Below are 24262 nucleotides of genomic sequence, written 5' to 3'. Positions count from 1 at the left end.
TGACGCTTCCGCGCCGCGGTCGAGGGCCGGGTGTGAGCCGAGCCGTTGCCGAGAGGGGATCGGACGAGGTGGTGGCGAGTAGCCTCCGGAGAATGGAAGCTGCCTTCACCACAGCAGCACGGGCCGAGCAGGCCCTTCATCCCCCTGCCGAGATCTGTGGCGTGTTGAACCGGATGCCTCCGCACCTGCTCGCGGGTCCGGATGTCGACGTCATCGACACCGTCGACGCCCTGATGGATGATCTCTATCGGCGCGGCCTCCTCTTCTGCCCGGGCCACCGCTGGCTTTCGGGGCCGGGCCCGGAGTCCATACGCGGGAGGCTCAACTGGCTCCTGGCCGAGGAACACATCCGCCGTGATCCGTCCAGCGGCGAGTGGGCCTGGGCCGGGTTGACTGCGTACTTCACTGTGGGCGAGCCGTAGGGAACGGAACTTCCGCCGTGGCAGCGCCGCGCCCAGGACCTGTCCCTGGTCAGGTCCGTAGCCCATGGCGGACACCGTGAACTGCTGAGAAGCAGAAGGCCGCGCCCGCGACGCGCGCGGGCGCGGCTTCCGTCGTGACAGGCCGGCCGGATCAGGCCGTGTGCAGCGTCAGTCCGTAGCGGTTGAGGATCTCGTTGACGGGCTGGAACCAGGTGTTGCCACCCGAGCTGCAGTTGCCCCAGCCGCCCGAGGTGACGCCCTGGGCCTGGTCGCCGCTGATGAAGGAGCCGCCCGAGTCGCCGCCTTCGGCGCAGACGTCCGTTCTGACCATCTCGTAGACGTCACCCTGGGCGTAGTGGACGGTCTCGTTCCGGCCCAGCACCGTGCCGCAGTGCCAGTGGGTCGTGGAGCCCGAGCGGCAGATCGACGTGCCGACCGGAGCCTCCCAGGATCCGCGCACGAGCCGGTCCGGGGTCTGACCCCAGCCAAGCACCACGGGGACGGTCCACCAGCCGTAGCCGGTACTCACCCAGGCATAGTCGTTGCCCGGGAAGGACGAGCCCTGGAACCAGCCCATGTCGGAGCCGTCCCAGCCGCGGACGAAGCTGCCGGGTCCGCCGCAGTGGCCGGCCGTGACGAAGCCGCCGTACACCGAGAAGCCGATGGAGCAGCGGACGTTGCCGGTGTAGTACGGGTCGCCGCCCACGACCCCGGCGGCGAAGGTCGTCGGCGCCTCGCGCACCGTCTCGACCTGTACGGGGCCGGTGCGCCGGGCCCGGTCGAGGAACGCCTTGACCTTGGCGTCGCCGCTGCGGCCGGCGACGACGCGGACGAGGATCCGGTTGGCCTTCGGGTCGACGTGCCAGCTGCTCACTCCGGCGGGCGCGTTCTGGCGGTCGATCCGCCGCTTGGCCTCGTCGAGCTGTGCGGCGGTGTGCGTGACGATGCGGGTTGCGGCGCCGGTCGCCCGTACGGCGTCGGCCTTCTGACGGCTGGTCACGGCAACTGTCAGCCTGCCGCTCGTCGCGTCGAACCAGGTCCCGGCGAAGGCGTCGCCGGCCGCACGTTCCGCCTTGCCCTGGACGGCGAAGGCCGCCTTCTCCTGTGCGAGGCGCTCGCGCGCCTGCCGCTCGGTCAGGCCCAGGTCCCTCTGCATGGCGGTGATCAGTCCGGGCGATGCCGGGGGTTCGGGAGCGGCAACTGGTGCCGCGGCGGCGGAGGGTGCGAACACGGCGCCGCCCCCGGCGCCGAGCAGGAGCAGTGCGCAGAGGGCGGAGAAGGCTGTACGTAACGCGGTCGGTCTGCGTCTCACGGCTGTGATCCCTTCTGTTGTTCCGGTGACGTGGGGGTGGAACATCAGGTACTGAGAGCGCTCTCAGCAGCGTAGGGGCTGCACCGGCCGCTGCCCAGAGCCCGAACCCGTCGAGGAGGCGGGGTGTGCCGATGGCGCGATAACGCCCTTCGCTCGACCCGATCGGGTGGTGTCGATCGGTTCACGGCGCGTACACCTGTCCGATCCTGCACGCTGACCTGCCTGAACAGCGGCAGGAAGGGCCCGAGTTGACCGCCGAGGACACCCACGAACGGACCGACGCAACCACCGGCCGAACGACCGACTCCACCGGCAGACCCGAACACACCGAGGAGTTCCGCTACCGCTCCTCCCGCACAGCCACCGTCGAGCGACGTCCCGTCACCACCTGGGCCATGGCGCGCCGGCTGCCCGAGCTGGTGCGACGGGCGCTCGCGCTCGCCTGGCGCATCGACCGCAAGGCCGTCGTCGCGCTGCTGGCCTGTCAGGCACTGTCCGCGGCGCTGGAGGCCTTCGGGCTGATCGCGACGACGCAGACCATCACCGCCCTCATCGCCTCCGGTGACATCCAGGACCGGCTGGTCGGCGCGCTCCCCGCGATCTCGCTCCTCGCCGCGGCGGCCGGGCTCCGCGCCCTCCTCGCGATCGCGATCACCAGCATCTCCAGCCGGCTCTCGCCCCGGATCTCGCGCGAGGCCGAGCTGGAGATGCTCGACGCGGCCGTGCACACGGAACTCGTCGCGTACGACAACCCCGGTTTCAACGACAAGTGGGAGAACGCCGACCGTGGCGCCGAGGTCGCGCAGGATCTGATCACCGAGTCGCAGCAGGTCATGGCCTGCGTGGCGTCCGTTGTCGCGGCGGCAGGCGTCATCACCGTGCTGCATCCGGCGCTGCTGCCGCTGCTCGCGCTCGCGGTGCTTCCGCAGGGGATCGCCAGCATGAAGGGCGCCCGCGTCCACTACGAGACCAGCCGCGCCATGGCCGCCGAGCGCCGCACCCTTGCCCATCTTCGCTGGTACATCGCCGACAAGCTCACCGCCGACCAGCTCCGCTCCGGCACGATGGCCGACTTCCTGCTGGGCCGCTACCGCTCCATCGGGGCGCGGGTCGACGCCGCCACCGACAAGGCCGTGCACCGGGGCGCGCGGTACGCGGTCGTCGGCGCGCTCGGGGGCGGCGTCGCCTCGGGGCTGCTCTGGGTCTCCCTCGGGCTGCTGCTCGCGACCGGCCGGATGTCGGTGGCCTCGGCGGGCACCGCCGTCTTCGCGCTCCGCACGGTCGGTACGTCGCTCCAGGGCATCGTCGGCTACGGCACGCGTCTGTTCCGTACGGGCCTGTACTTCGACGACTGGGTCGAGTTCACCCAGGAGGCCGGGGGCCACCGCATCAGGCGCGGGACGCTCGCCCCGGCGCCTCCGGCGGTCGTCAGGACCGAGGCCCTCACCTTCACCTACCCGGCGTCCGACGCGCCCGCCCTGGAGAAGGTCAGCCTCGAAGTGCGGCGCGGCGAGGTCCTCGCCCTGGTCGGGGAGAACGGCTCGGGCAAGACCACTCTGAGCAAGCTCCTCTCCGGCCTCTATCTGCCCACCGACGGCCGGGTGACCTGGGACGGCCAGGACACCCGTGACCTCGACGCGTACGCCCTGTGGTCCCACACGGCCGTCGTCCCGCAGGACTTCGCCCGCTGGCCCATGTCCGCCCGCGAGAACATCACCCTCGGCCAGCCCCAAGGCGGCGACGACTCCGTGGCCCGCGCCGCCGAGCGGTCCGGTGCGGACGAGGTCGTGGACGGGCTGCGCAGCGGTCTCGACACGCTGCTGGCCCGGGAGTGGTTCGGCGGCGTCGAGCTCTCGGGCGGCCAGTGGCAGCGCATCGCCATCGCCCGTGCCTTCCACCGCCCCGCCGGGCTCCTCGTCATGGACGAACCGACCAGCGCCCTGGACCCCCGCGCGGAGCACCGCATCTTCACCGGGCTGCGCGCCATCGCCCGGGACCGTGCCGTCGTCCTCGTGACCCACCGCCTCGCGAACGTCGCCGTCGCCGACCGCATCGTCGTCCTCGACCACGGCCGCGTCATCCAGCAGGGCAGTTTCGACGAACTCGTGGCGGCCCCCGGTCTGTTCCGGGAGCTGTGGCAGCTCCAGAACGACCGCGGAATCCCGGCTCCGCGTGCCGGGACCGACTGACAGGGGACACCCGCTGAGACACCCCAGGCCCCGTCGCCGGCCACATGAGCCACATGGCGGCGGGGCTCCTCACCGCCCGGAGGACGGGCGCGCTCTAGACTCCGGATGCTGATCAATCGCTCATTCGGGGCATACGCCCCTGTCCGGAGGGGCTGTTCGATGGCCGATGTATCGGTGACGAGTGCGCTGGCCGCCGAGGCGTATGTGTACGGGTATCCGCTGGTGTACGAGCTCACGGTGGCCGGGGCCTTCGTCCGCAAGGGCATCGGGCCCCTGCCGCCCACGCCGTTCAACGCGTTCGCGCATGCCCGGAAGCTCGCGGACCACCACGACTCGTACGTGTCGGTCAACAACGACACCCTGTACTCGGTCGCGCAGCTCGATCTCTCCGGCGGACCGCTGGTGCTGCACGTGCCGGACAGCGGCGAGGCGTACCACGTGCTGCAGTTCGTGGACGCGTGGACCGACAACTTCGCGTACGTGGGCACCCGCGCGACCGGCTCCGCGGAGGGGCGCTGGCTGATCGCTCCGCCCGGGTGGGCCGGCGAGGAGCCCGCGGGGGTGCGCGGGGTCATCGACGCGCCGACCGCTGTCGTCACGGTCGTGGGGCGGTGGGCCTGCGACGGGCCCGACGACCTGCCGCGGGTGAGGGCGTTGCAGGACGCGCTGGCGATCGAGCCGCTCGACGGAGCCGTCCATCCGACGGGGCTGCCGACGCCGGAGCCGGGCGTTCCGGAGGGGCTCGGGTTCTTCGAGAAACTGCGGGTGTGGCTGGGGGACTTCCCACCGGCGGCCGCGGACGCCGCGTACCAGGAGCGGTTCCAGCCGCTCGGGCTGCTGGAGGAGGGGCCTTCGCCGTACGTGTCCCCGGATCCCGGGCTGGCGAAAGCGCTCAAGGACGGCTTCGTCGAGGGCCGGGACCGGGTCGGTCGGGCGGCACGGCCGTCGACCGGCGGGGAGCCCGGGAGCGCGGCACCCGGGGAGTGGCGGCTCGACCCGCACGCCTACGACTACAACCTCGACCACTTCGGGATCGGCACCCACGACTCCCCGCAGTGGAAGGCCGCCGACCGCGAGGAGTCGTACCTCCGCCGGGCCGTGGCGGCGCGCACCACGCTCTGGGGCTGCCATGGCTACGAGTTCGTGAGCGCGCAGGTCTTCGCCGACTCCGAGGGCGCGCCGCTGAACGGCTCGAAGGCGTACACGCTGCGCTTCGAACAGCCGCCGCCGGTCGAGTCGTTCTGGTCGGTGACGATGTACGACACCCCGGACCACTATCTCGTCGCCAGCCCCATCGGGCGGTACGCGATCGGCGACCGCACACCCGGGCTCGTGTACGGCGACGACGGCTCGCTCACCGTCCACATCCAGCAGGACCGGCCGGACGACCCGGCCGAGGCCGCGAACTGGCTGCCCGCACCGCCCGGCGCCTTCCGGCCCATGGCCCGCCTCTACACGCCGAAGGCGCCGGTGTTGGACGGGAGTTACCGGCTGCCGCCGATCGAGCCGCGGCGCGGGTGACCGGTCACCGCGACCGGTGGTCGGTGACCGGTCGTCGGTGACGGGTCGTCGGTGAACGGTCATCGGTGGACGGCCCGGGGCGGGCGCGCGCCCCGGGCCGGTCCGTGCGCGGATCAGTCGGCGTAGTGGATCAGCGACCGCACGAGGCGGCACGTCGTGTCGGACGGCGGGTGGATTCCGATGCGCTCGGCGGTCGTGCGTATCCGGCGGTTGCTGGCGTTCGCCGGGTGGTAGATGCCCGTGTCGAGCAGGGCGATGGCGAGGCGCATGGCCTTGAGCCGGCGGTTGTGGGTTTCGTACCACTCACGGGGCAGGCCCGCGGGCAGTGGCTGCTTGACCAGTTTCGCGTGCGTCGTCCTCGTCGGGTTCGTTGTCGTGGGCTTCCGCTTCGTCGTGACTGCGGCAACGGCCATCGGCGACCTCCAGGCGCGGTGGTTGGACCCTCACGAACTAGTTCGATTTTACCGCCCATCACTGACAATCGCCGCTGGCCAGGGGGTGTTCGAGGGGCTGGTGGGAGTACCGTGGCGGGATGGAGATCTGGATCAATCCCGCATGTTCGAAGTGCCGCAGCGCACTGCATCTGCTCGACGAGGAGGGCGCCTCGTACACCGTGCGCCGTTACCTGGAGGACGTGCCCTCCGAGGACGAGATCCGCGACGTCCTCGCACGCCTCGGCCTGGAGCCCTGGGACATCACCCGGACCCAGGAGGCCGCCGCCAAGGAGCTGGGCGTGAAGGACTGGCCGCGCGACGAGGCCTCGCGCGACCGCTGGATCGAGGCGCTGGCCCGGCACCCGAAACTGATCCAGCGTCCGATCATCACGGCGGAGGACGGCACGGCGGTGGTGGCCCGCACGGAGGAAGCGGTACGGGACGCCCTGGGCCGCTGACCCGCGTCACCCACCGCTGCGCGTAAGACCCAGCTCCCGCCCACCTGCGAAAACTTAAGCCCCAGTTAAGGAAGTCACCCCTGTGGCGGTTGAGCAGAGCGCTGGGCCTACTCGTACGTAACGGCACACGGAACCGATCCGGCCGCCGTTCGCGGCCGGGGACAGGAGCTCTCACGTGTCGCGCAAGAAGACCCTCAGCGGCAAGAAGAAGATCGCTCTGCTCGTCGGCGCAGCGGCGCTCGTCGGCGGTACTGCGATTGTCATGACCGGGACAAGCCAGGCGTCTGTGGCCTGTGACGGACTCGCCCAGGCGATTCGCAACAACGAGAACTTCATCGCCGGTCAACGGGCCAATCCCGACGCCCAGTCGGCCGCCAGGATCGCCAACCGGGAGGCCGTGATCGCGCAGATCAAGGTCCAGCAGAAGGCGGCGGGCTGTGAGGTCGGCGAGGGCAGCGGGGAGGCAGGTGGCGGCCAGGCGGCCCCGCCGGCGCAGCCGCCTGCCGAGGAGCAGCCGCCCGGCATGGAGCAGCCCCCGGCCGACGACGGCGCCGAGGAGCAGCCGCCCGCGGACGACGCGGGCGGTGGCGCGGACAACGGTGCGGGGCAGGGCGGCGGTGCCGCCGGTGAGGTCGTCTGCGCCGGGTCGACCGTGACGCTGTCCGGCGAGGGCGGTGCCCCGGCCGCCTCCAGCAACCAGTTCCCGATCGGCACCAAGCTGAAGGTGACCAACCTCGACAACAACAAGTCGACCACCGTCGAGGTCACTTCGGTCTCCGGCAGTTGCGCCCTGCTGAACAACGCGGCGTTCGAGCAGGTACGGGAGCCCGGCAAGTTCCTGATCCGCAAGGCCAGGATCGAGCGGGTCGGCTGACCCGGCAGGTCGGCCGGCCCAGCAGGGTCGGCCGACCGAGGGACCTCGGGGGGACGGAGGGGTGGCCAGGTCCTGTCCGGTCGATCAGGCCGGATCGGTGAGCGGGGTCCGGTGCGGTGCCAGGGCATGCGAGCCCGGCAAGATCGGCCGGACAGGGCTCAGACGGGCCGCCCCTCCGTTGCGGGTTCCACAACCGGCTCCATGGCGGACTCCGCAACGGGCTCCATGACGGACTCCGCCTCAGCCAGGATCTCCGTGATCCGCAGCCCGAGCCGTACATCGCAGGCGTGCGTGTCCCCGCCCCGTACCGATTCGATCAGCGCGTCCACCGCGGACCGGAACGAGCCGATCGCGTCCCCCCACTCGGGCAGGGTCGCCCTCCCCCGCTCGCCCAGCAGCTCGACCGCCGCCCCGGACGCCTCCCGCGGCGCGCTCAGGCTCAGCGTCGCCGTGCTCGACGCACCGGAGGCGTGCCGCAGGGCGAGGTGCACCGTGTCGGCCCGGCCCCGCAGCGCCGTCAGCGCGGTGACGTCCCCGAGCACGGGCAGCAGTACGGAGAGCACGTGCGGGCCCACGTCCCACAGCCCGCCCTTCTCGCGCCGCCACGGCGAGGCGGCGTACGGGCTGGTCGAGCCGTTCGCGAAGAGCGAGCCGAGCCACTGTGCCCGTGCGGTGAACCAGCCGCCCGCGGCGGCCTGTTCGGCGATCCACGGCGCCGTGTCCGCGGCGAAGCGCAGCGTGCAGAAGACGATGGACGCGACGCCCGTCGCCTCCGCGGCCGCCACGACCTCGCGCGCCCCCGTCACCGTGGTCGCGACGGGCTTGTCCAGCAGCAGGTGCCGCCCTGCCGCCGCCGCACGGGCCGCCAGCGGCGCCTGGACGTCCGGCGGCAGGGCGAACGCGACGGCGTCGCTCGCCTCGATGAGGGCGTCCACGTCCTCGTACGCCTTGACGCCGTGGGCGGTGGCCAGCGCGGCGGCCGCCTCCGGGCGACGCCCCCACACCCCGCTGAACTCGGCCTGCGGATGGGCGGCGAGCGCCGGGGCCTGTGTGTGCTCCGCCCACGGGCCGGTGCCGAGAAGTCCGATGCGCAGCTTCGTCATACGGCCCAGTCTGCACCCCGGGCACCACCGGCGGCGCAACGGACGGCGGAACGGACGGTGACGGGTGTGACGACCCCGGCCTGGTATACGACGGCGCGGGCTCGTACCGCCCATGGGCCCGGCAGGGCACGACAATCGCAGGAAACCTCGGTAACACGGGGTTCACAATCGAGCAACCGCCGGGAAATCCCGTGTTGCGAAGCTGCGGCCACACCCCGATGCACCGCAAAGGATGAGGCCCGTGACCTTCAAGGCTGAGTACATCTGGATCGACGGCACCGAGCCGACGGCCAAGCTTCGCTCGAAGACGAAGATACTGGCCGACGGTGCCGAGCTGCCCATCTGGGGCTTCGACGGGTCCAGCACCAACCAGGCCGAGGGTCACGCCTCCGACTGTGTGCTGAAGCCGGTCTTCACGTGTCCCGACCCGATCCGCGGCGGCGACAACGTGCTGGTGCTGTGCGAGGTCCTGAACACGGACATGACCCCGCACCCGTCCAACACGCGGGCGCGGCTGGTCGAGGTGGCGGAGAAGTTCGCCGCCCAGGAGCCGATCTTCGGCATCGAGCAGGAGTACACCTTCTTCGACGGTCACCGTCCGCTCGGCTTCCCGAAGGAGGGCGGCTTCCCGGCCCCGCAGGGCGGCTACTACTGCGGCGTCGGCTCCGACGAGATCCACGGCCGTGACGTCGTCGAGGCGCACCTGGAGAACTGCCTGAAGGCGGGTCTGGGCATCTCCGGCATCAACGCCGAGGTCATGCCGGGCCAGTGGGAGTTCCAGGTAGGCCCGCTCGCCCCGCTCGTGGTCGCCGACCAGCTGTGGGTGGCCCGTTGGCTGCTCTACCGCACCGCCGAGGACTTCGGCGTCTCCGCGACCCTCGACCCGAAGCCGGTCAAGGGCGACTGGAACGGCGCGGGTGCGCACACCAACTTCTCCACGAAGGCGATGCGCGAGGGCTACGACGCGATCATCACCGCGTGCGAGTCGCTCGGCGAGGGCTCGAAGCCGCTCGACCACGTCAAGAACTACGGCGCGGGCATCGACGACCGGCTGACCGGTCTGCACGAGACGGCCCCGTGGAACGAGTACTCGTACGGCGTCTCGAACCGCGGCGCGTCGGTCCGTATCCCGTGGCAGGTCGAGAAGGACGGCAAGGGCTACATCGAGGACCGCCGTCCGAACGCGAACGTCGACCCGTACGTCGTGACCCGCCTGCTGGTGGACACGTGCTGCAGCGCGCTGGAGAAGGCCGGCCAGGTCTGATCCGTTCCACACTCGCTCGCGAGGGGGCGCCCGCCGGTTTCCGGTGGGCGCCCCCTTCGCTGTCGGTGGGCTCTGCCATCGTGGTGCGCATGCTTGCGATCAAAGTGAAGACCGAGAACTGGCAGGAGCACGTCCGGCCGACGGCGCAGCAGCTCGACGAGCTGGTGCACCGGATCGGCGGCGAGGGCGACAAGTTCCTCGTCGTCCAGCGGATACCGGACCTGCCCGATGTCTTCATCCAGGTCTTGCACAGGACGGGCGGCGACTACACGCTCGAGCACCGCGACGGCGCGCACGACCGCCACTTCCAGGTGCAGGTCGAAGAGCCCGGGGCGGTCCTGACGGCCATGCTCGGCTGGGCGCGGCGCGAGGACGGCTGGGACGCCGGCCTGGACTGGACCCTGCTCGACATGGGGCCGGCGCCGGAGCCCGCGCCCGAACTGGACCCGGACGACCGCGCGCAGCTCGAGGAGCGGGTGCGTGAACTGCTCGTCGGCGGCTACGGCACACGGGCGGAGCTGGCGGAGGCGGCCGAGGACCATCTCGTCGACGGCGACGACCGCCCGGTCTCATCGGAGCAGGCGCGGCAGCTCGTCGACCGGATGTGGCTGGAGCGGGTGGCCGAGCAGGCCGGCTGGGAGGGCGAGACGGACCCGGAGCGGCTCACCCGGGCCTTCGCGGCCCTCGAGGCGAGCGGGATCACCGCCCGGGAGCACTTCACCTGCTGCCGCAGCTGCGGCCAGTCCGAGATCGGTGCTGCCGGATCCCCCGACGCACGGGGATTCGTCTACTTCCACACGCAGTGCACGGACGCTGCCTCGGCGGGGCACGGACTCACGCTGCTGTACGGCGGGTTCGACGGGTCCTCGCGGACCACGGCGGCCGTCGGGCGGGAGGTCGTGGCAGCGCTCGCCGAGGCGGGGCTGAGCGTGGAGTGGGACGGTGACCCCGGTCAGTCCGTCACGGTGACGCCGCTGGACTGGCTCAAGCGGCTGGTGGGGTGAGGACGCGGCGGTGAGCAGCAGAGATGCGCTGAGCGGCCGGGATTGCGCGGTGAGCCGCAGAGATCAAGATCACGCCAAGGTTGCGTCCGTCTGGTGAGAGGGGCCTGCTCCCGGGGCCCCTCGTCTGCTTGAATGGGGGAATGGCCAGCCTCCAGAGCATCGCGACGGGTCGCAGCGACCTCGAGCCGTTCTGGCCTTCCCGTCAGCACCACGACTTCGACCGGGTGTGTTGCCGCGCGAGGAACGCGTCGGCCCTCCAAAGCCCCTGAGCCCCTGTTCAGGTCCGGCCTTCGGCCGACGCGCACGACGTACGTCCGTACTCCTTCGCGCGAAAGAGCTGACCTCTCATGGCGAACACCCGTTCCCTCTCTGCTGCGACCAGCGCCACACGTGCCGGCGAGGGCCGGCACCGACTCAGGGCCGTCGACCCGGACGATTTGGTGCATGTCCCGGACTTCCTTCCGCCGGGCGCCACATGGCTCCCGGCGCCCCAGCACACGCTCCCCGCGCTGCCGGGCCGGCCGCCGATGGTCGGGTACCTCGTGCTCGTACCGGCCGACCAGCAGCCGCCCAGCCCCGTCGACGACGCCGGCGCACCCGCCTCCGCCGATGACGACGAGGGGCGGGTGCGGATCGACTCCTCCCGGCGCACCGCCGCCGTGGACGGGCGCACGCTGGATCTCACGTACCTCGAGTTCGAGCTGCTCGCGCATCTGGTGGCGCACCCGCACCGGGTGCACACGCGCGACCAGTTGGTGACGACGGTGTGGGGCTACGGGCACGTCGGGGACGGGCGGACGGTCGACGTCCACGTCGCCCGGCTGCGCCGCAAGCTGGGCGCCGAGCACCGCCACACGATCCAGACCGTGCGGCGGGTCGGCTACAAGTACGCGCCCTGAGGGGAGCGGGAGGGGGCCGCCCGGTCGCGGGCCGGCCCCCTCCTCCCTTCAGGCCTTCGCCCGGGTCCTGGCTGCCAGGCCCAGCGCGATGTCGACCGCGAGGAACACCAGCAGGCTGATGCCCAGCATCGGGACGAACCAGCCCACGACCGCCGTCGCAGCGGCGAGCGGCAGCAGCACCGGGAGCGGCACCTTGCGCCAGGCGCCGCGCGGCATCGGCCGGCCCACGCTCAGCGCCCGCTCCTTGGTCGGCCTGCGCAGCCACCACATGCGGTAGCCCCAGACAATGAGCAGGATCAGCGCGACCATCAGCACCGCGAGGGCGAGCTGGTTGACGAGGCCGAGGAAGACGCCCATGTGGGCGTCGATCCCGATCCGGGTGAGCTTGGCGAGCAGCGGATAGTCCGCGAAGCGCAGCTCGTCCATGACCCTGCCGTCGGCCGGATCGATCGCGACCGAGTCGAGGTGGACCGGGAACTGGGTGTCGGTCTCCTTGACGACATATCCACTGCCGTCGGCCGGGAGTATGACGGAGATCCTGCCCTCGACGCCCTTGGCCGCGGCCGCTTCGACCGCCTTGTCGATGCCGACGTCCGGGCCCTGGTGGCCGCCTTCGTGTCCGCCGCCGCCGTGGCCCTCGTGCCCGTCGCCGGCTCCGGCCGCGCCGTCGAGCGTGGCGGAGACGCCCGGGGTAGCGCCGCCGAGCTGGTCCTGGACGGCGCCGATGTTCTCGCCCGCGTACTTCGACCAGGTCAGGCCGGTGGCCGAGAGCAGCACCAGGCCGGTGACGGCCCACAGTCCGACGGAGCCGTGCCAGGACAGGGTGCGGCGGCGGCCCTTGGCGGTGCGCTCGGGGACCAGCAGGGCGCGCTTCGACGCCCGCTTGCGGCCGATCCACAGCAGCAGGCCGCCGAGGGCGACCGCCCACAGCCAGCTGGCGGCGAGTTCGCTGTAGTTGCGGCCGAGGTCACCGAGGTGCAGATCGCGGTGGAGTTCGTCGAGCCAGATACGGAGCGGGAGGGCGCCGGAACTGCCGTAGCTGGGCAGTTCGCCTCGTACCTTCCCGGTGTACGGGTCGACGAAGACGGCGAGGGACTTGCCCTCCTCGACGTCCGGGCTCGACATGAGCACGCGGGTGGTCGCACCGTCCTCGGACGACGGCCACACGGCGGTCACCGTGCCCTGCGGATGGGCTTCACGGGCGGCGGCGACCTGGGTGCCGAGCGGGAGGGTGCGCCCGCCGACGTCGGTGGTCAGCTCGTGGCTGTAGAGGACCTTCTCCGCCTGGAAGGACAGTGCGTACAGCAGTCCGCTGGCCGCGGCGACGAGGAGGAGCGGGGCGATGAGGATGCCCGCGTAGAAGTGGACGCGCAGCACGAGCGGGCGCAGTGCGCTCCATGTGGAGGCGGGGCCGGTCGGGGACGGGGAGCCGGCACCGGCCGTCGGCTCGTCCGGCTTTACGGGATCGTCAATGGCCATGTTGATCCTTGGAGTTGGCGTTGACATGGGGGAATCGGCCCCCGGCTGTCAGACGAGTGCTCCAGGGGCCGTGGCGCGGGTGAACGGACGGCCGGGCGGCCCGCGCCGTGAGAGGGCATGCGCGAGGACGACGCCGTGAAGACGTCGGGTGCGGGGACGCGGGCGTACGGCGTGCGGGAGTTCCGGTACGCGGACGACCGCGAGCAGGAGCCGCAGCGGCGCGAAGGCGAGGGTGCCGACCGTGCGGGCCAGCCGGAAGAACGCGACTTCGCCGTGCGCGAGCCAGAGGGCGCACACGGCCGCACCGACGAAGTGGGCGGCGAGCATTCCGGCGGAGTCGGCGGGGCCGGCGCCGTACACAGTGGTGGCGCTCGCCATCGCCTCGGCCGCCATGGGGTCCGTGCCGACGGTGGGCGCGGCTCCGCCGGCGTGGGCGGAGTGCGGGAGCGAGGTGGTGTGCGCGTCGGAGCCGGCGAACAGCAGATGCAGGGCGCCCTGGACGGTCAGGAGTCCCGTACCGATGCAGAACGTTCCCCGGCGACGCGTACCGGCCAGCCAGGCCGCGCCTCCGCTCACCGCGAAGGCGAGGAGGAGCACGCCGGCCGGCAGATCATGCCCGGACAGGGACGAATGTCCCATCGCAGCCAATGTCGTGCACACCGCCGCGAAAAGTGCGGCTCGCAGGGTGCGCATCGGCGACCGGGCATTCGTCATGACCTCGACATGGTGCCATCCGTTCCGCCGGTAACGGCAGACGGGCGGCGCGGCCGGTTTCGCCGGGGGCGGTATCTCCCGGGAACGCCTTCTCCTCGTAGCGGAATCCACTGGCAGCGGAAAAGGGCCGACGCGGGGGCCGCAGCACGGCAGAGTCCGGCTCATGAGACTTCTGATGCTGGGCGGGACGGAGTTCGTGGGGCGGGCGGTCGTGGGCGCGGCGCTCGCGCGCGACTGGCAGGTGACCGTGTTCCACCGGGGGCAGCACGAGGCGCCGGAGGGCGTGTCCGTGCTGCACGGCGACCGCACCGCGCCCGGTGGGCTGAGGGCGCTGGCGGAGGCGGAGGGCGACTGGGACGTCGTGGTCGACACCTGGTCGTCCGAGCCCTCCGCCGTGCTGGAGGCGGCACGGCTGCTCGCGGACCGCGCGGGGCGGTACGCGTACGTGTCCAGCCGCTCGGTCCACGCCTGGCCGATGGCTGCCGGGCTGGACGAGAACGGCCCCCTGGTCGAAGGCGCCGCGGCCGATGCCGGGTCCACCGACTACGCCCACGACAAGCGGGGCGGCGAGCTGGCCGCGGTGGCGGCCTTCGGCGAGGACCGCTCGCTGCTGGCGCGGGCCGGGTTGATCCTCGGCCCCTGGGAGAACGTGGGCCGGCTGCCCTGGTGGCTGAAGCGGGTGGCCAGGGGCGGCCCGGTGCCGGCTCCAGGGCCGCGCGACCTGCCGCTGCAGTACATCGACGCACGCGACCTCGCGGAGTGGCTCCTCGACGCGTCGCAGGAGCGGCTGTCCGGCGCGTACAACCTCGTCAGCCCGCCCGGGCACACGACCATGGGCGGACTGCTGGCGGAGTGCGTCCGCGTGACCGGCGCGGACGCGGAACTGCGCTGGCTCGACGAGGAGACGATCGCCGCGGTCGGCGTCGAGCCGTGGACGGACCTGCCGATCTGGATCCCCCGGGGCGAGTCGCACGACGCGATGCACCGTGCGGACGTGTCCAGGGCGCTGGCCGCGGGCCTGCACTGCCGGCCGGTCGCGGAGACGGTCGCGGACACCTGGGACTGGCTCCGGTCCCTCGGCGGCGAGCCCCCGCTGCGCGCGGTCCGCAGCCCCGCGGGCCTCTCACCCGAGCAGGAGGCGGCACTGCTTCCGGACTCCTGACCGCTGCCGAGGGCGGGCGCGTGCGGGGCCGACTCGACCGGTGGCCGGGCGGCCTCGCGCGGTCTTGCGCCTTGTCGCTCCTTCCGTCCGGTTTGCGAATGGAGATTTCTACGAATTCCGGCTCCGGCTGAACGTGCCGCCGACTGCGTCCGTATGGAACGGCGCTACGCCCCCCCGGGATTGGAGTTCCATGGGACGCACATCACGCAAACGCTCGACGTTGGCACACCGGGCGATCGCCGCCTCGGCTGCCCTGATTCTGGGCGGGGGTGGGCTGGTGGCGGTCAATTACTACGCATCCGCGGGTGAGGGCTGGAACTGGTCCGGCCAGAGTCCGGCCCAGACCAAGAATGCCGGCCAGTCCGTTTCGACCATCGACTGTCCGGACGTCGGCAATGAACTTCCGGAAGTACCCGAAGGGGTACGCGGGGCGGTGGACCGTGAACTGGCCACGCTCGACACCCAGATCACCACCGCCTATCAGCGTTTCGCCGAGAACAAGGAACGGATCGAGAGCGACCCGTCCTTCGGCGAGCAGCAGATTCTGGCGCCGCTGAGAAACGAGCGGCTGGTGATCATCCAGCGGATCGTCGCCCTCATCGAGCGCGAGGCCGACAAACCGCAGGGCCTCGAGAAACTCGCCCCCTGCACCCTGCGCGCCGACGACAACGGCGGCGCGGGGAACGGCGGCCAGGACCAGGGCCAGGACGCCGGACAGGACGGCGGCCAGGACGCCGGTCAGGACCAGGGCCAGGACGGGGGCCAGGACCAGGGCGGCGACCAGGGCCAGGGTGACGGCGACCAGGGCGGTGACCAGGGCAACGCCGGCCAGGCCGGCAACGGCCCCGAGGAGGCCGACTTCGTCGACATCCAGGACGTCCAGCCGAACGTCCAGAACCCCCGCAAGCGCCAGGGTGCCTCCCGAGGCACCTTCACCACCGACTGCGGACGGAACCAGAACGGCAAGTTCAATCCGGACAACGTCATCGTCGCCCCGGGTGTGAGCAATGGCGCACACCATATGCACGACTACGTCGGCAACCAGGCGAACGACGCCTTCGCGAGCGACGACGATCTCGCCAACGGCGCCACCACCTGCCGCAATCAGGGCGACAAGTCGACTTATTACTGGCCCGTGCTGCGAGTGCAGAACGGGCAGGACGAGAACGACGCGAACGCCGACGGCGGTGGCAAGGACCGGAACGTGGGAGAAATCCAGACCCCGGCGCAGGTCACCCTGAATTTCGTGGGAAGTCCGGTCGGCAAGGTCACGGCCATGCCGCGTTTCCTCCGGATCATCACCGGTGACGCCAAGGCCTTCGTCAACGGGGACGCCAATGCGAATGCGTCCTGGAGTTGCACGGGATTCGAGGACCGGCAGTTGAAGGACAAGTACCCGATCTGCCCCGAGGGCAGTCAGGTGGTCCGCACATTCAAGTTCCAGAGCTGCTGGGACGGCCAGAACACCGACAGTGCGAACCACCGCACTCATGTCGCGTTCGCGGATGCCAACGGTCGCTGCCAGAACGGGTTCCGGGCCATTCCGCAGCTGGTCCAGCGGATCGTCTACGACGTTCCGCCGCCCGCCTTCGGCGGGGACAACCCCAGTGTATTCGCCGTCGACTCCTTCCCGGAGCAGCTGCACAAGCCGATCACCGACCACGGCGACTTCATCAACGTCTTCGACCAGAGCCTGATGAACAAGGTCGTGAAGTGCATCAACGAAGGCCGTAGGTGCCGCTGACCGAGCCGGCGCCGAACCTCCCGCTCCCGGGCTGAGCCCGGAGGTTCGGCGCCTTCTCTCCCCCTGCGTTCTCCCTACGTCCTCTCCCCCCACGTCGTCTCCCCCACATCCCCCAGACCTGCGCGGCCTGCTCAGTGATGGCCGGAGTGCCCCTCTTCGCTACCCTCATGACCACCGCTACTCCCCGCGTGCTGGTCATGCGAAGAGCCGGTCTCCACGGTCCCGCCGAGCCGGCCGCGCAGCGCTGCGACCACCTTCGCGTCGCCGACCGCGACCCACTTCCTGCCGACGAGATACGAGCCGCCGTAGTCATTGGCCTCGTTGATCCACTCGCGCTGGCCGCGGTCGGTGGCGAAGGTGGCCAGCACGTACTTGCCGTCGTCCGTCCTGCAGTTCGCCTGCCGGAGCTCCTTGGCGTCCGTCTGGATGTTCGGCTCGCACTTGGCCTGCGCGGCCAGCTGCTCCAGGGTCCCCGTCGCCGTCTTCGGCACGTCGGGGGCCTTTTCGTCGTCCGCGCCGCAGGCGGTGAGGGCCGTGGCAGCCGCCAGGGCCAGTGCGGCCAGGGCTATCGGGGTGGTGGTTCGCCGTCGTTCCGTACGCATCTCGCCATCGTGCCCGCTCGGCGCCCCGGTGCGCTGGCGAACGCCGGGTAACGTGCGCCACGCACGCACCTGTTGTCTCTTGAGCAACACGGAGGAGCGCCGATGAGCGCGCTGTCGAGACGTTCGCTGCTGGGCACCGCAGGGGCCGTCGGCATGGGTGCGGCGTTCGCATCCCCCGCTTCGGGAGTCTCGATGAGCGCGAGTACGGGCACGGGTCCGGGCAGGGGCACCGGCACGGGCCCGGGACCGGGTTCGGGTGCGGGTGCGGGTGCGGATACGGCTCCGGCCCACAGCGCGCTCCGGCGGCTGCTCCCCCGGCACGCGGACCAGTTCCGCCTCACACTGCTTCCCGCCCGCCCGGACACACCCGGTCCCGAGCGCTTCCGCGTGTCCGGCAGCACCGGACGCGTCGAGGTCGAGGGCACCAGCCCGGCCGGCCTGCTCACCGGCGTCCACTGGTACCTCAAATATGTGTGCGGAGCCCATGTCTCCTGGTCCGGCAGCCGGCTGGACCTCCCGCACCGGCTGCCCGCCCCTGGCCGCACCCTGGAGCGCACAGCCACCGTCCCGCACCGCTTCGCGTTCAACGACACCCACGACGGTTACACCGCCCCGTACGCCGACTGGCCGCGCTGGGAGCGGCTGATCGACGTCCTCGCTCTCCACGGCTGCAACGAGGTGCTCGTGACAGCGGGTCAGGAGGCCGTCTACCACCGGCTGCTGCTCGACTTCGGCTACTCCGACACCGAGGCGCGCACCTGGCTGCCTACCCCCTCCCACCAGCCGTGGTGGCTGCTGCAGAACATGAGCGCGTACGGCGGTCCGCCGAGCCCCGTGCTGATCGCCAAGCGCGCCGAGCTCGGCCGGCGGATCGTCCACAGGCTGCGCGAGCTCGGCATGTCCCCCGTCGTGCCCGGCTATTTCGGCACCGTCCCCGACGGCTTCGCCGCCCGCAACCCCGGCGCCCGCACCGTCCGCCAGGGCACTTGGAACGGCCTGCGGCGCCCCGACTGGCTCGACCCTCGCACCGACGCCTTCGCACAGGTCGCGGCCGCCTTCTACCGTCACCAGCAGGAGCTCTTCGGCGAGGTCCGGCACTTCAAGATGGACCTGCTGCACGAGGGAGGCTCGGCGGGCGACGTGCCCGTGCCGGAGGCCGCCCGCGCCGTGGAGCGCGCCCTGCGGACCGCCCGCCCCGGCGCGCTGTGGATGATCCTCGGCTGGCAGACCAACCCCCGCCGCGATCTGCTCGACGCCCTCGACAAGCGGCACCTCCTCGTCGTCGACGGCCTCTCCGACCTCGACGCCGTCACCGACCGCGAGAAGGACTGGGGAGGAGCGCCGTACGCCTTCGGCACCATCCCCAACTTCGGCGGCCGGACCACACTCGGCGCCAGGACCCACATCTGGACCGAACGGTTCCCGGCCTGGCGCGACAAGCCGGGCTCCTCCCTCGTCGGCACCGCCTACATGCCCGAGTCCGCCGAGCGGGACCCGGTGGCGCTGGAGCTGTTCTCCGAGCTGGCGTGGCGGACGGAGACCATCGACCGCGACGCGTGGTTCGCGTCGTACGCCGATCTGCGTTACGGCGGCCGGGACGACGCGGCGCGCCGGGCGTTCGCCGCGCTGCGGGACTCGGCCTACCGGCTCAGCAGCCGCGACGGCCGCCCGCACGACTCGATCTTCACGGACCGGCCGTCGCTGACCGCCGCGTCCGGCACCTATGCCACCAGGACCCCCGCCTACCACCCCGGAGTCCTCGACCAGGCCTTCGCGGCGCTCCTCGGCGTGCGGCCGCCCCTGCGCGGCTCCGACGCGTACCGGTACGACCTCACCGACCTCGGCCGTCAGGTTCTCGCCAACCGCTCCTGGCAGCTGCTGCCGCACCTCCGCTCCGCCCACGGACGCGGCGACCTGGCGGCCTTCCGGACCCTGGCCCGGCTCTGGCTGAAGCTGATGCGCCTCAGCGAGGAAATGGCCGGCTCGCACCGCGCCTTCCTGCTCGGGCCGTGGCTGGAGGACGCGCGGCGCATGGCCGGGTCGGACGGCGAGCGCGAGCAGTTGGAGCGGAGCGCCCGCGTCCTCATCACGACCTGGGCGGACCGTGCCACGGCGGACGACGGGAGGCTCGCGAACTACGCCAACCGTGACTGGCAGGGGCTGATCGGGGACTTCCATCTGCCGCAGTGGCAGGCGTTCCTGGACGAGCTCGAGGACGCGCTGTTCCAGGGCCGCCCGCCGAGGACGTTCGACTGGTACGCGGTCGAGGAGCCGTGGACACGGAAGCGGAACGCGTATCCGCTGCGCCCGCTGCACGATCCGTACCGTACGGCGCGCCGCGTGTACGAGGTGCTGGCCCGTGCGCCGTACCAGGGCACGGTCACCGTCACGACCGCGCCCGTGGTGCTGGCGCCGGGCGGTACGTCCGAACTCACGGCCTCCTTCCGCAATGTGAACGGTTTCCGCGCGACCGGCCCCGTCGGCTTCGCCGTCACCGTCACCGGGCTCGACGCGCTGCCGCCCCGCTCTCTGCCGTCCGTCCCGGCGGCGGGCTCCGCGAAGGTGGCCTGGACCCTCCACGCCCCGCCTGGTCCGCTCACGTCCCCACTGGAGCCGCTCCCGTACGAGCTGAGCGCCTCCTTCGGCCCGGAGGGCGAGGACCCGGTCGCCGCCGTGCAGCGCGGGACCCTGTTCGTGGCCGGGCCACTGGCCGCGGGGTGGCGTACGCATTCGAGCAACTCGGCCGTGTTCGGGCAGCTGGGCGAGCGCTTCGCGATCAACGGCAGCGGCGGGGGCCTGTGGCGGACGACGGAGCAGTTCGGCACGGTGTACCAGGAGGGTGCGCTGCGGGACGGCGGCGGCCTCACGGTCCGCGTGGACGCGCAGACGGCGACCGGCCCGTGGGCGCGGGCGGGCATCGCCGTACGCAATCGCCTGGCGACGTCCCGCTCCCCCGGCTTCCTCACCCTCGCGGTCACCCCGGCGAAAGGTGTGATGCTCTCGTACGACGCGGACGGCGACGGCAGGCTCGACAGCAACCGGCGCATCGCGGGCGTGGCGGCGCCGGTGCTGCTGCGGCTGAGCCGCTCGGGTGCCTCCTTCACCGGTGCGTTCTCCACGGATGCCGGCGCCTCGTGGCGACCGGTCGCCACGGTCACGGTGCCGGGCGCCGCGGCGGTGCAGGACGCGGGCCTGTTCATGACGGCCGTGCACGGCGGCACCGGGGCGCGGGGCACGGCCGGGTTCAGCGGGCCGGCGGGGTGGGCCACGCCCTGACCTGCGGCAGCGCGGCTCTCCGCACCGGCGGGCCGCCCGGCGCGGGCGTCGGCGCCCGGCATCGCGCCGCCCCGTCCAACCCGTGAGGCTTCGCCCACCCTCGACTAACGTTTCGGAGGAAACCGGTAGGACCGGGAGAGAACGACCGCTGGAGTCACCCCCATGACCGCGATCCCCGCCGCCACCGTCGCCAACCTCCGCGACCTCGGCTCCATCCCGCTGGCCGGCGGGCGGGTCGTACGGCCGGGGCTGCTGCTGAGGTCCGGGCCGCTGGACCGCCTCGATCCGGTGGCGGATCCGGCGGTGGCGAAGCTGGGGATCCGGACCGTCGTCGACTTCCGGACTCAGGGGGAGCGCCGGGCGCGGCCCGATCATGTCCCACCGGACGGGCGGCTGGGCCGCCGATGTGCTCGAGGACTACCTCGCCTCGGGGGCACTGCCCGCGGCCGCCCGGCTGAGGGAGGTGCTGACCGATCCGGAGATCGCCGAGCAGGAGCTGGGAGGGGGCCGGGCGCACGCGATGTTCGCGGAGACGTACCGGGCGCTCGTGTCGACGGAGTCGGCCCGCCTCGGGTACGGGGCGTTCCTGAGGGAGCTGGCCGACCCGGAGTCGGGCACCGTCCTGTTCCACTGCACGGCCGGCAAGGACAGGACCGGCTGGGCCACGACGGTCGTCCTGAGCCTGCTCGGGGCGGACGCGGCGACGATCGAGGCGGAGTACCTGTCGGTGAATCCCGCCGTGCGCCATGCCTTCGCGCCGCTCGTCGAGGGCTTCACCGCGCAGGGCGGCGACCGGAGATCGCGCTGGCGGTCGTCGGGGTGACGCCTGACTATCTGGCGGCGGCCTTCGACGAGGTGACCCGGCGCCACGGGTCGATGGAGCGGTACGTACGGGACGGTCTCGGGGTGCCGGACGAGACGGCGGAACGCATCCGGGAGCGACTGACGACGACCGGGTAGCGGTGGTGACTATCGGACGATTCCCTCGTTCTGCTGAACGTGAGCACCCAGGAACTCGCCCCCGCCACCATCGACGTCGAGCAGGCCGAGGCCGCGCTCGTCGAGCACTATCCGCGTCTGGTACGGATCGCGTATCTCGTGCTGCCGCCGTCGCTCGGCCGCAACCGGCGGGTGCTCACCGCGCACTCCGTCGTCCAGCGCTCGCTGCCGCGCGGCCGGGCGCGCACGGCCGACGGGGCCGCGGGGGGCGGGGGCATACGCGGGCATGTACCCGTGCCTCGCGAGGGCGCGGCGCCTCGCGGTGGCGGCGTGCCTCGCGGTGGTGGCGCCGCGCCCGGGTACGTGTTCGTCCGCCGGCGGGTGCTGCGGCAGGCCCTTGACGCGGGGCTTCCGCTCCGGCGCCGGGCCTGGCCCAAGCGGGCGCAGTTCCCGCCGCTGCTGCCCCAGGTGTGGGGGCTGCGGCTCTTCCCGCGCTCCGGCGGTGCGGACGAACTCGCCCTGGACCAGCGGCTGTCCGGGCTCTCGAGCCCGGCCCGCGCCGCGTTCGTGCTGCGGGGTATCGAGCGGCTGCCGGACGCGGAGGTACGGCACGCCCTCGCCGACGCCGGTGTCGGTGATCCGCGCGCGGCGCTCGCCGAGGCGGACGGGGTCGAGGCGCCGGGCGGAAAGAGCGCTGCCGCCCTGCTCGACTCCCCCGAGTTCGACCCCTGTTCGCTGCAGGCCCGCCCCACGGATCTCATGCGCCGCCGCCAGCACGCCAAGGCGGCGCTCGCGGCGGCCGCGGCGGTGCTGGTGTGCGGCACACTGCTGGGTCTGCCCGGCGAGGGCTGGGGCCCCGACGGCGCCGCCGCCCCCCTGTACGCCCGCAACCCGGCCTCCGAGGAGGCCCTCGACCCTGACCGGCTGGGCCGTGTCGCACCCGCGGCCTGGCAGAGCTCCGCCCGGACCGACTTCTCGGTGTGGCCGACGCGCGGACCGCTGACCGGCGACCGTGCGCTGCTGCGGCGGGCGCTCGCCGTCTGGGCGCGGCCGGGCAGCCGGGTGCGGACGTCGGCCACGCGCGGCACTCCGCCGGGGCCGCCGATGGGCGCCCCGCAGCTGCTGTTCGCGGGGACGGTCGACCAGGCGCGGGTGGTGCTGTTCCACGACGGGCTGAGGGTCGTGCGGTACGCCGAGCCGGGCGACGGGACGACGGGCGGCGCCGTCCTCGACTTCGCCCGGGTCGACGGGGCGGACGCGGCGTCCTCCGGGGCACTGGTGGTGGGCCGGTGGCAGGGCAACGTCCGTTATCTGACGGCCCCTTGGGTGACCGGGGTCGCGGTGCGCGAGCTGCTCGACCCGGCGCGGGCGGCGCGGCCGCTGGGCCGGGACGCACACGGGATCACCGATCCGCTGCCGAGCCCGGCCGGGATCCGGGACTGCCGCTCCTGGGAGGCGCTGGAGCTGCGGGACGGCGCCGGGCCCCGCCCCGCCACACGCCTGGTGACCGATCTCGGCGAGCTCGCCCCGGCCCGGCTGACCTGGGGTCCGCCGGCGGCGGCCGCCGATGTGTCGAGCGACGCGGCCCGCAAGGCATGGGCGCGCACGGCCTGTCTGCTGCCCGCGGTGCGCTCGCACGGGGTACACACGGTCAACTCCTGGGAGTACGCCCGTCAGCCCCTCCCCGAGGCGAACGGCACCGCGGCCTGGCTGTGCACCCGCGCGGAGACCTGGCGCGGGACGGGCAGCCGTGCCTTCGCCCAGTTCCAGGCCCCGACGTCGCGCAGGCCGGCCGACGCCCCGGGCGCGGTCGCGGCCCGCTCCGAGGGTTCCCCGGCGTGCGGGCCGCGCGACCCCCGGGTGCTGGCCGGCGTCCTGTGGAAGTCACGGGCGGGCCAGTGGTACGTCCTCGCCGCGGGCAGCGAGCAGTTCACGTCACTCGCCACCTCCGGCGGGGTGCGCAGCGGCGCCCAGGGCAACCTCCTCGCCGTACGGGCCGCGCAGGGCGCACGCGCGGAGCTGCACGGCACTCTCGCGGACGGCACGAAGGTGGGCGCTCTGCGCTGAACCGCGGGGGAGGCTCTTCCGCTACGGCCTTCCGGCTTGGGCTGCGGCCCTTCCGGCATGCGTTACGGGCTTTGCGGCTTGCGCTACGGCCTTTCCGGCTTGCGGGCCAGGAGGAAGCCCTGCGGGGTCCTCTCGTTCTCGCCCGGCTCGCGCACGAGCCGGGCGACCTCGGTCAGTCCCGCCCGGCCCAGCAACTCGGCGACCCGGTCGACCGGCAGCCGGTAGACGTCGAGATCCACCGCGTGGCCGTACGCGTGCTCCAGTCGCACGCCTCCGTCGCCGGCCTTGAAGGCGATCAGCAGGTGGCCGCCCGGGGCGAGGACCCGGTGGAACTCGGCGAACACCACAGGCAGTTCCTCGAGCGGGGTGTGGACGGTGGAGTACCAGGCGACGACGCCGCCGAGCAGGTCGTCCTTGAGGTCCAGGGCCGTCATCGACCCCACGTCGAACCGCAGGTCCGGGTACCTCCGCCGGGCCACCGCGATCATCCCCGGCGACAGGTCGATGCCGAAGGCGTCCAGCCCCAGCGAGGCCAGGTGGGCCGTCACCCGCCCGGGCCCGCAGCCGAGATCGGCGACCGGCCCGGCCCCGTCGGCCCGTACGACCTCGGCGAACGCGGCGAGCATCGCGCGGTCCAGCGGTCTCTTCCCCAGTTCGGCTTCGAGCAGTCGGGCGTAGTCGACGGCGACGGTGTCGTAGGACGTCCGTGTGGCCTGCAGGTACGAGGGCTCGGTCATGGTCGAGGACAGTAGGCCGGGGGGCGGTGCACCGGCAACGGGCCCGGCGAACGTGCGCGTAA

The 24262-nt window shown here is 72.4% G+C and carries 19 protein-coding genes and 1 pseudogene; 13 read left to right on the top strand and 7 right to left on the bottom strand.

Annotation, left to right across the window (positions count from 1 at the left end):
• The first annotated feature begins 92 nt into the window (after positions 1 to 92).
• The gene (locus ACFV9O_RS05965) at positions 93 to 422 is read left to right on the top strand and encodes a hypothetical protein (protein ID WP_385412851.1); all 330 of its coding nucleotides are present in this window, start codon (positions 93 to 95) and stop codon (positions 420 to 422) included.
• A gap of 151 nt (positions 423 to 573) precedes the next feature.
• Here the strand turns inward: ACFV9O_RS05965 and ACFV9O_RS05960 are convergent, their stop codons facing one another.
• Positions 574 to 1734 (bottom strand): S1 family peptidase, encoded by a 1161-nt coding sequence (locus ACFV9O_RS05960; RefSeq protein WP_385412850.1) that lies wholly within the window; start codon positions 1732 to 1734, stop codon positions 574 to 576.
• Positions 1735 to 1982: 248 nt separating this feature from the next.
• On the opposite strand from ACFV9O_RS05960, the gene ACFV9O_RS05955 reads away from it, so the two are divergent.
• Positions 1983 to 3923: an ABC transporter ATP-binding protein gene (locus ACFV9O_RS05955; RefSeq protein ID WP_385412848.1), complete on the top strand. Its 1941-nt coding sequence runs from the start codon at positions 1983 to 1985 to the stop codon at positions 3921 to 3923.
• A 159-nt stretch (positions 3924 to 4082) separates the two neighbouring features.
• The gene (locus ACFV9O_RS05950; RefSeq protein WP_385412845.1) at positions 4083 to 5444 is read left to right on the top strand and encodes a DUF1254 domain-containing protein; all 1362 of its coding nucleotides are present in this window, start codon (positions 4083 to 4085) and stop codon (positions 5442 to 5444) included.
• 113 nt (positions 5445 to 5557) lie between these two features.
• Here ACFV9O_RS05950 and ACFV9O_RS05945 read toward each other — a convergent pair whose 3' ends face one another.
• Positions 5558 to 5857 carry a hypothetical protein gene (locus ACFV9O_RS05945; protein WP_385412842.1) on the bottom strand — a complete coding sequence of 100 codons (300 nt, stop codon included), beginning with the start codon at positions 5855 to 5857 and terminating at the stop codon, positions 5558 to 5560.
• 119 nt (positions 5858 to 5976) lie between these two features.
• Between ACFV9O_RS05945 and ACFV9O_RS05940 the strand changes: the two genes are divergently transcribed.
• On the top strand, positions 5977 to 6336 hold the full coding sequence (locus ACFV9O_RS05940; protein ID WP_385412839.1) for an arsenate reductase family protein: 360 nt from the start codon (positions 5977 to 5979) through the stop codon (positions 6334 to 6336).
• Between the two features lie 175 nt (positions 6337 to 6511).
• The gene (locus ACFV9O_RS05935; RefSeq protein ID WP_385412837.1) at positions 6512 to 7210 is read left to right on the top strand and encodes a hypothetical protein; all 699 of its coding nucleotides are present in this window, start codon (positions 6512 to 6514) and stop codon (positions 7208 to 7210) included.
• A gap of 158 nt (positions 7211 to 7368) precedes the next feature.
• On the opposite strand, the gene ACFV9O_RS05930 is transcribed toward ACFV9O_RS05935, so the two are convergent.
• Complete coding sequence (locus ACFV9O_RS05930; protein ID WP_385412834.1) at positions 7369 to 8313, bottom strand: Gfo/Idh/MocA family protein; 945 nt, start codon at positions 8311 to 8313, stop codon at positions 7369 to 7371.
• Positions 8314 to 8554: 241 nt separating this feature from the next.
• On the opposite strand from ACFV9O_RS05930, the gene glnII reads away from it, so the two are divergent.
• The 3 genes from glnII to ACFV9O_RS05915 all read left to right on the top strand — a co-directional run bounded on the left by glnII (position 8555) and on the right by ACFV9O_RS05915 (position 11480).
• Positions 8555 to 9577, top strand: coding sequence for a glutamine synthetase (gene glnII / locus ACFV9O_RS05925; protein ID WP_385412831.1), 1023 nt, complete (start codon positions 8555 to 8557; stop codon positions 9575 to 9577).
• 89 nt (positions 9578 to 9666) lie between these two features.
• On the top strand, positions 9667 to 10581 hold the full coding sequence (locus ACFV9O_RS05920; RefSeq protein ID WP_385412829.1) for a DUF6891 domain-containing protein: 915 nt from the start codon (positions 9667 to 9669) through the stop codon (positions 10579 to 10581).
• A 347-nt stretch (positions 10582 to 10928) separates the two neighbouring features.
• Entirely contained in the window at positions 10929 to 11480 is a 552-nt protein-coding gene (locus tag ACFV9O_RS05915) for a winged helix-turn-helix domain-containing protein (RefSeq protein ID WP_385412827.1), read from the top strand.
• Positions 11481 to 11528: 48 nt separating this feature from the next.
• On the opposite strand, the gene ACFV9O_RS05910 is transcribed toward ACFV9O_RS05915, so the two are convergent.
• Together ACFV9O_RS05910 and ACFV9O_RS05905 are read right to left on the bottom strand one after the other, a co-directional pair.
• Positions 11529 to 12959: a PepSY-associated TM helix domain-containing protein gene (locus tag ACFV9O_RS05910; RefSeq protein WP_385412824.1), complete on the bottom strand. Its 1431-nt coding sequence runs from the start codon at positions 12957 to 12959 to the stop codon at positions 11529 to 11531.
• A 48-nt stretch (positions 12960 to 13007) separates the two neighbouring features.
• Positions 13008 to 13598: a hypothetical protein gene (locus ACFV9O_RS05905; RefSeq protein WP_385412821.1), complete on the bottom strand. Its 591-nt coding sequence runs from the start codon at positions 13596 to 13598 to the stop codon at positions 13008 to 13010.
• Between the two features lie 238 nt (positions 13599 to 13836).
• Here ACFV9O_RS05905 and ACFV9O_RS05900 point away from each other — a divergent pair, with 238 nt between their 5' ends.
• On the top strand, positions 13837 to 14835 hold the full coding sequence (locus ACFV9O_RS05900) for an NAD-dependent epimerase/dehydratase family protein (RefSeq protein WP_385412817.1): 999 nt from the start codon (positions 13837 to 13839) through the stop codon (positions 14833 to 14835).
• 190 nt (positions 14836 to 15025) lie between these two features.
• Positions 15026 to 16579 (top strand): DUF1996 domain-containing protein, encoded by a 1554-nt coding sequence (locus tag ACFV9O_RS05895; RefSeq protein ID WP_385412815.1) that lies wholly within the window; start codon positions 15026 to 15028, stop codon positions 16577 to 16579.
• A 131-nt stretch (positions 16580 to 16710) separates the two neighbouring features.
• On the opposite strand, the gene ACFV9O_RS05890 is transcribed toward ACFV9O_RS05895, so the two are convergent.
• Positions 16711 to 17181 carry a hypothetical protein gene (locus ACFV9O_RS05890; RefSeq protein ID WP_385412812.1) on the bottom strand — a complete coding sequence of 157 codons (471 nt, stop codon included), beginning with the start codon at positions 17179 to 17181 and terminating at the stop codon, positions 16711 to 16713.
• A 102-nt stretch (positions 17182 to 17283) separates the two neighbouring features.
• On the opposite strand from ACFV9O_RS05890, the gene ACFV9O_RS05885 reads away from it, so the two are divergent.
• From ACFV9O_RS05885 to ACFV9O_RS05875, 3 genes and pseudogenes are all read left to right on the top strand, one after another.
• Complete coding sequence (locus ACFV9O_RS05885) at positions 17284 to 20457, top strand: alpha-N-acetylglucosaminidase (protein WP_385412811.1); 3174 nt, start codon at positions 17284 to 17286, stop codon at positions 20455 to 20457.
• Positions 20458 to 20619: 162 nt separating this feature from the next.
• Positions 20620 to 21417: pseudogene (locus ACFV9O_RS05880) on the top strand (tyrosine-protein phosphatase).
• A gap of 30 nt (positions 21418 to 21447) precedes the next feature.
• A complete protein-coding gene (locus tag ACFV9O_RS05875; protein WP_385412924.1) occupies positions 21448 to 23463 on the top strand; it encodes a hypothetical protein in 2016 nt (671 codons plus the stop codon).
• 83 nt (positions 23464 to 23546) lie between these two features.
• Here ACFV9O_RS05875 and ACFV9O_RS05870 read toward each other — a convergent pair whose 3' ends face one another.
• Positions 23547 to 24200, bottom strand: coding sequence for a class I SAM-dependent DNA methyltransferase (locus ACFV9O_RS05870; protein ID WP_385412808.1), 654 nt, complete (start codon positions 24198 to 24200; stop codon positions 23547 to 23549).
• Positions 24201 to 24262: the final 62 nt, after the last annotated feature.

This window comes from Streptomyces sp. NPDC059909 (assembly GCF_042730885.1).
Classification (GTDB): domain Bacteria; phylum Actinomycetota; class Actinomycetes; order Streptomycetales; family Streptomycetaceae; genus Streptomyces.
This window is presented reverse-complemented; position numbering and strand designations above follow the sequence as displayed.

Coding starts and splice junctions, on each gene's coding strand:
- ACFV9O_RS05965 (WP_385412851.1), top strand. CDS start 93: ATGGAAGCTGCCTTCACCACAGCAGCACGGGCCGAGCAGGCCCTTCAT.
- ACFV9O_RS05950 (WP_385412845.1), top strand. CDS start 4,083: ATGGCCGATGTATCGGTGACGAGTGCGCTGGCCGCCGAGGCGTATGTG.
- ACFV9O_RS05945 (WP_385412842.1), bottom strand. CDS start 5,857: ATGGCCGTTGCCGCAGTCACGACGAAGCGGAAGCCCACGACAACGAAC.
- ACFV9O_RS05940 (WP_385412839.1), top strand. CDS start 5,977: ATGGAGATCTGGATCAATCCCGCATGTTCGAAGTGCCGCAGCGCACTG.
- ACFV9O_RS05930 (WP_385412834.1), bottom strand. CDS start 8,313: ATGACGAAGCTGCGCATCGGACTTCTCGGCACCGGCCCGTGGGCGGAG.
- ACFV9O_RS05920 (WP_385412829.1), top strand. CDS start 9,667: ATGCTTGCGATCAAAGTGAAGACCGAGAACTGGCAGGAGCACGTCCGG.
- ACFV9O_RS05915 (WP_385412827.1), top strand. CDS start 10,929: ATGGCGAACACCCGTTCCCTCTCTGCTGCGACCAGCGCCACACGTGCC.
- ACFV9O_RS05910 (WP_385412824.1), bottom strand. CDS start 12,959: ATGGCCATTGACGATCCCGTAAAGCCGGACGAGCCGACGGCCGGTGCC.
- ACFV9O_RS05905 (WP_385412821.1), bottom strand. CDS start 13,598: ATGGGACATTCGTCCCTGTCCGGGCATGATCTGCCGGCCGGCGTGCTC.
- ACFV9O_RS05900 (WP_385412817.1), top strand. CDS start 13,837: ATGAGACTTCTGATGCTGGGCGGGACGGAGTTCGTGGGGCGGGCGGTC.
- ACFV9O_RS05895 (WP_385412815.1), top strand. CDS start 15,026: ATGGGACGCACATCACGCAAACGCTCGACGTTGGCACACCGGGCGATC.
- ACFV9O_RS05890 (WP_385412812.1), bottom strand. CDS start 17,181: ATGCGTACGGAACGACGGCGAACCACCACCCCGATAGCCCTGGCCGCA.
- ACFV9O_RS05885 (WP_385412811.1), top strand. CDS start 17,284: ATGAGCGCGCTGTCGAGACGTTCGCTGCTGGGCACCGCAGGGGCCGTC.
- ACFV9O_RS05870 (WP_385412808.1), bottom strand. CDS start 24,200: ATGACCGAGCCCTCGTACCTGCAGGCCACACGGACGTCCTACGACACC.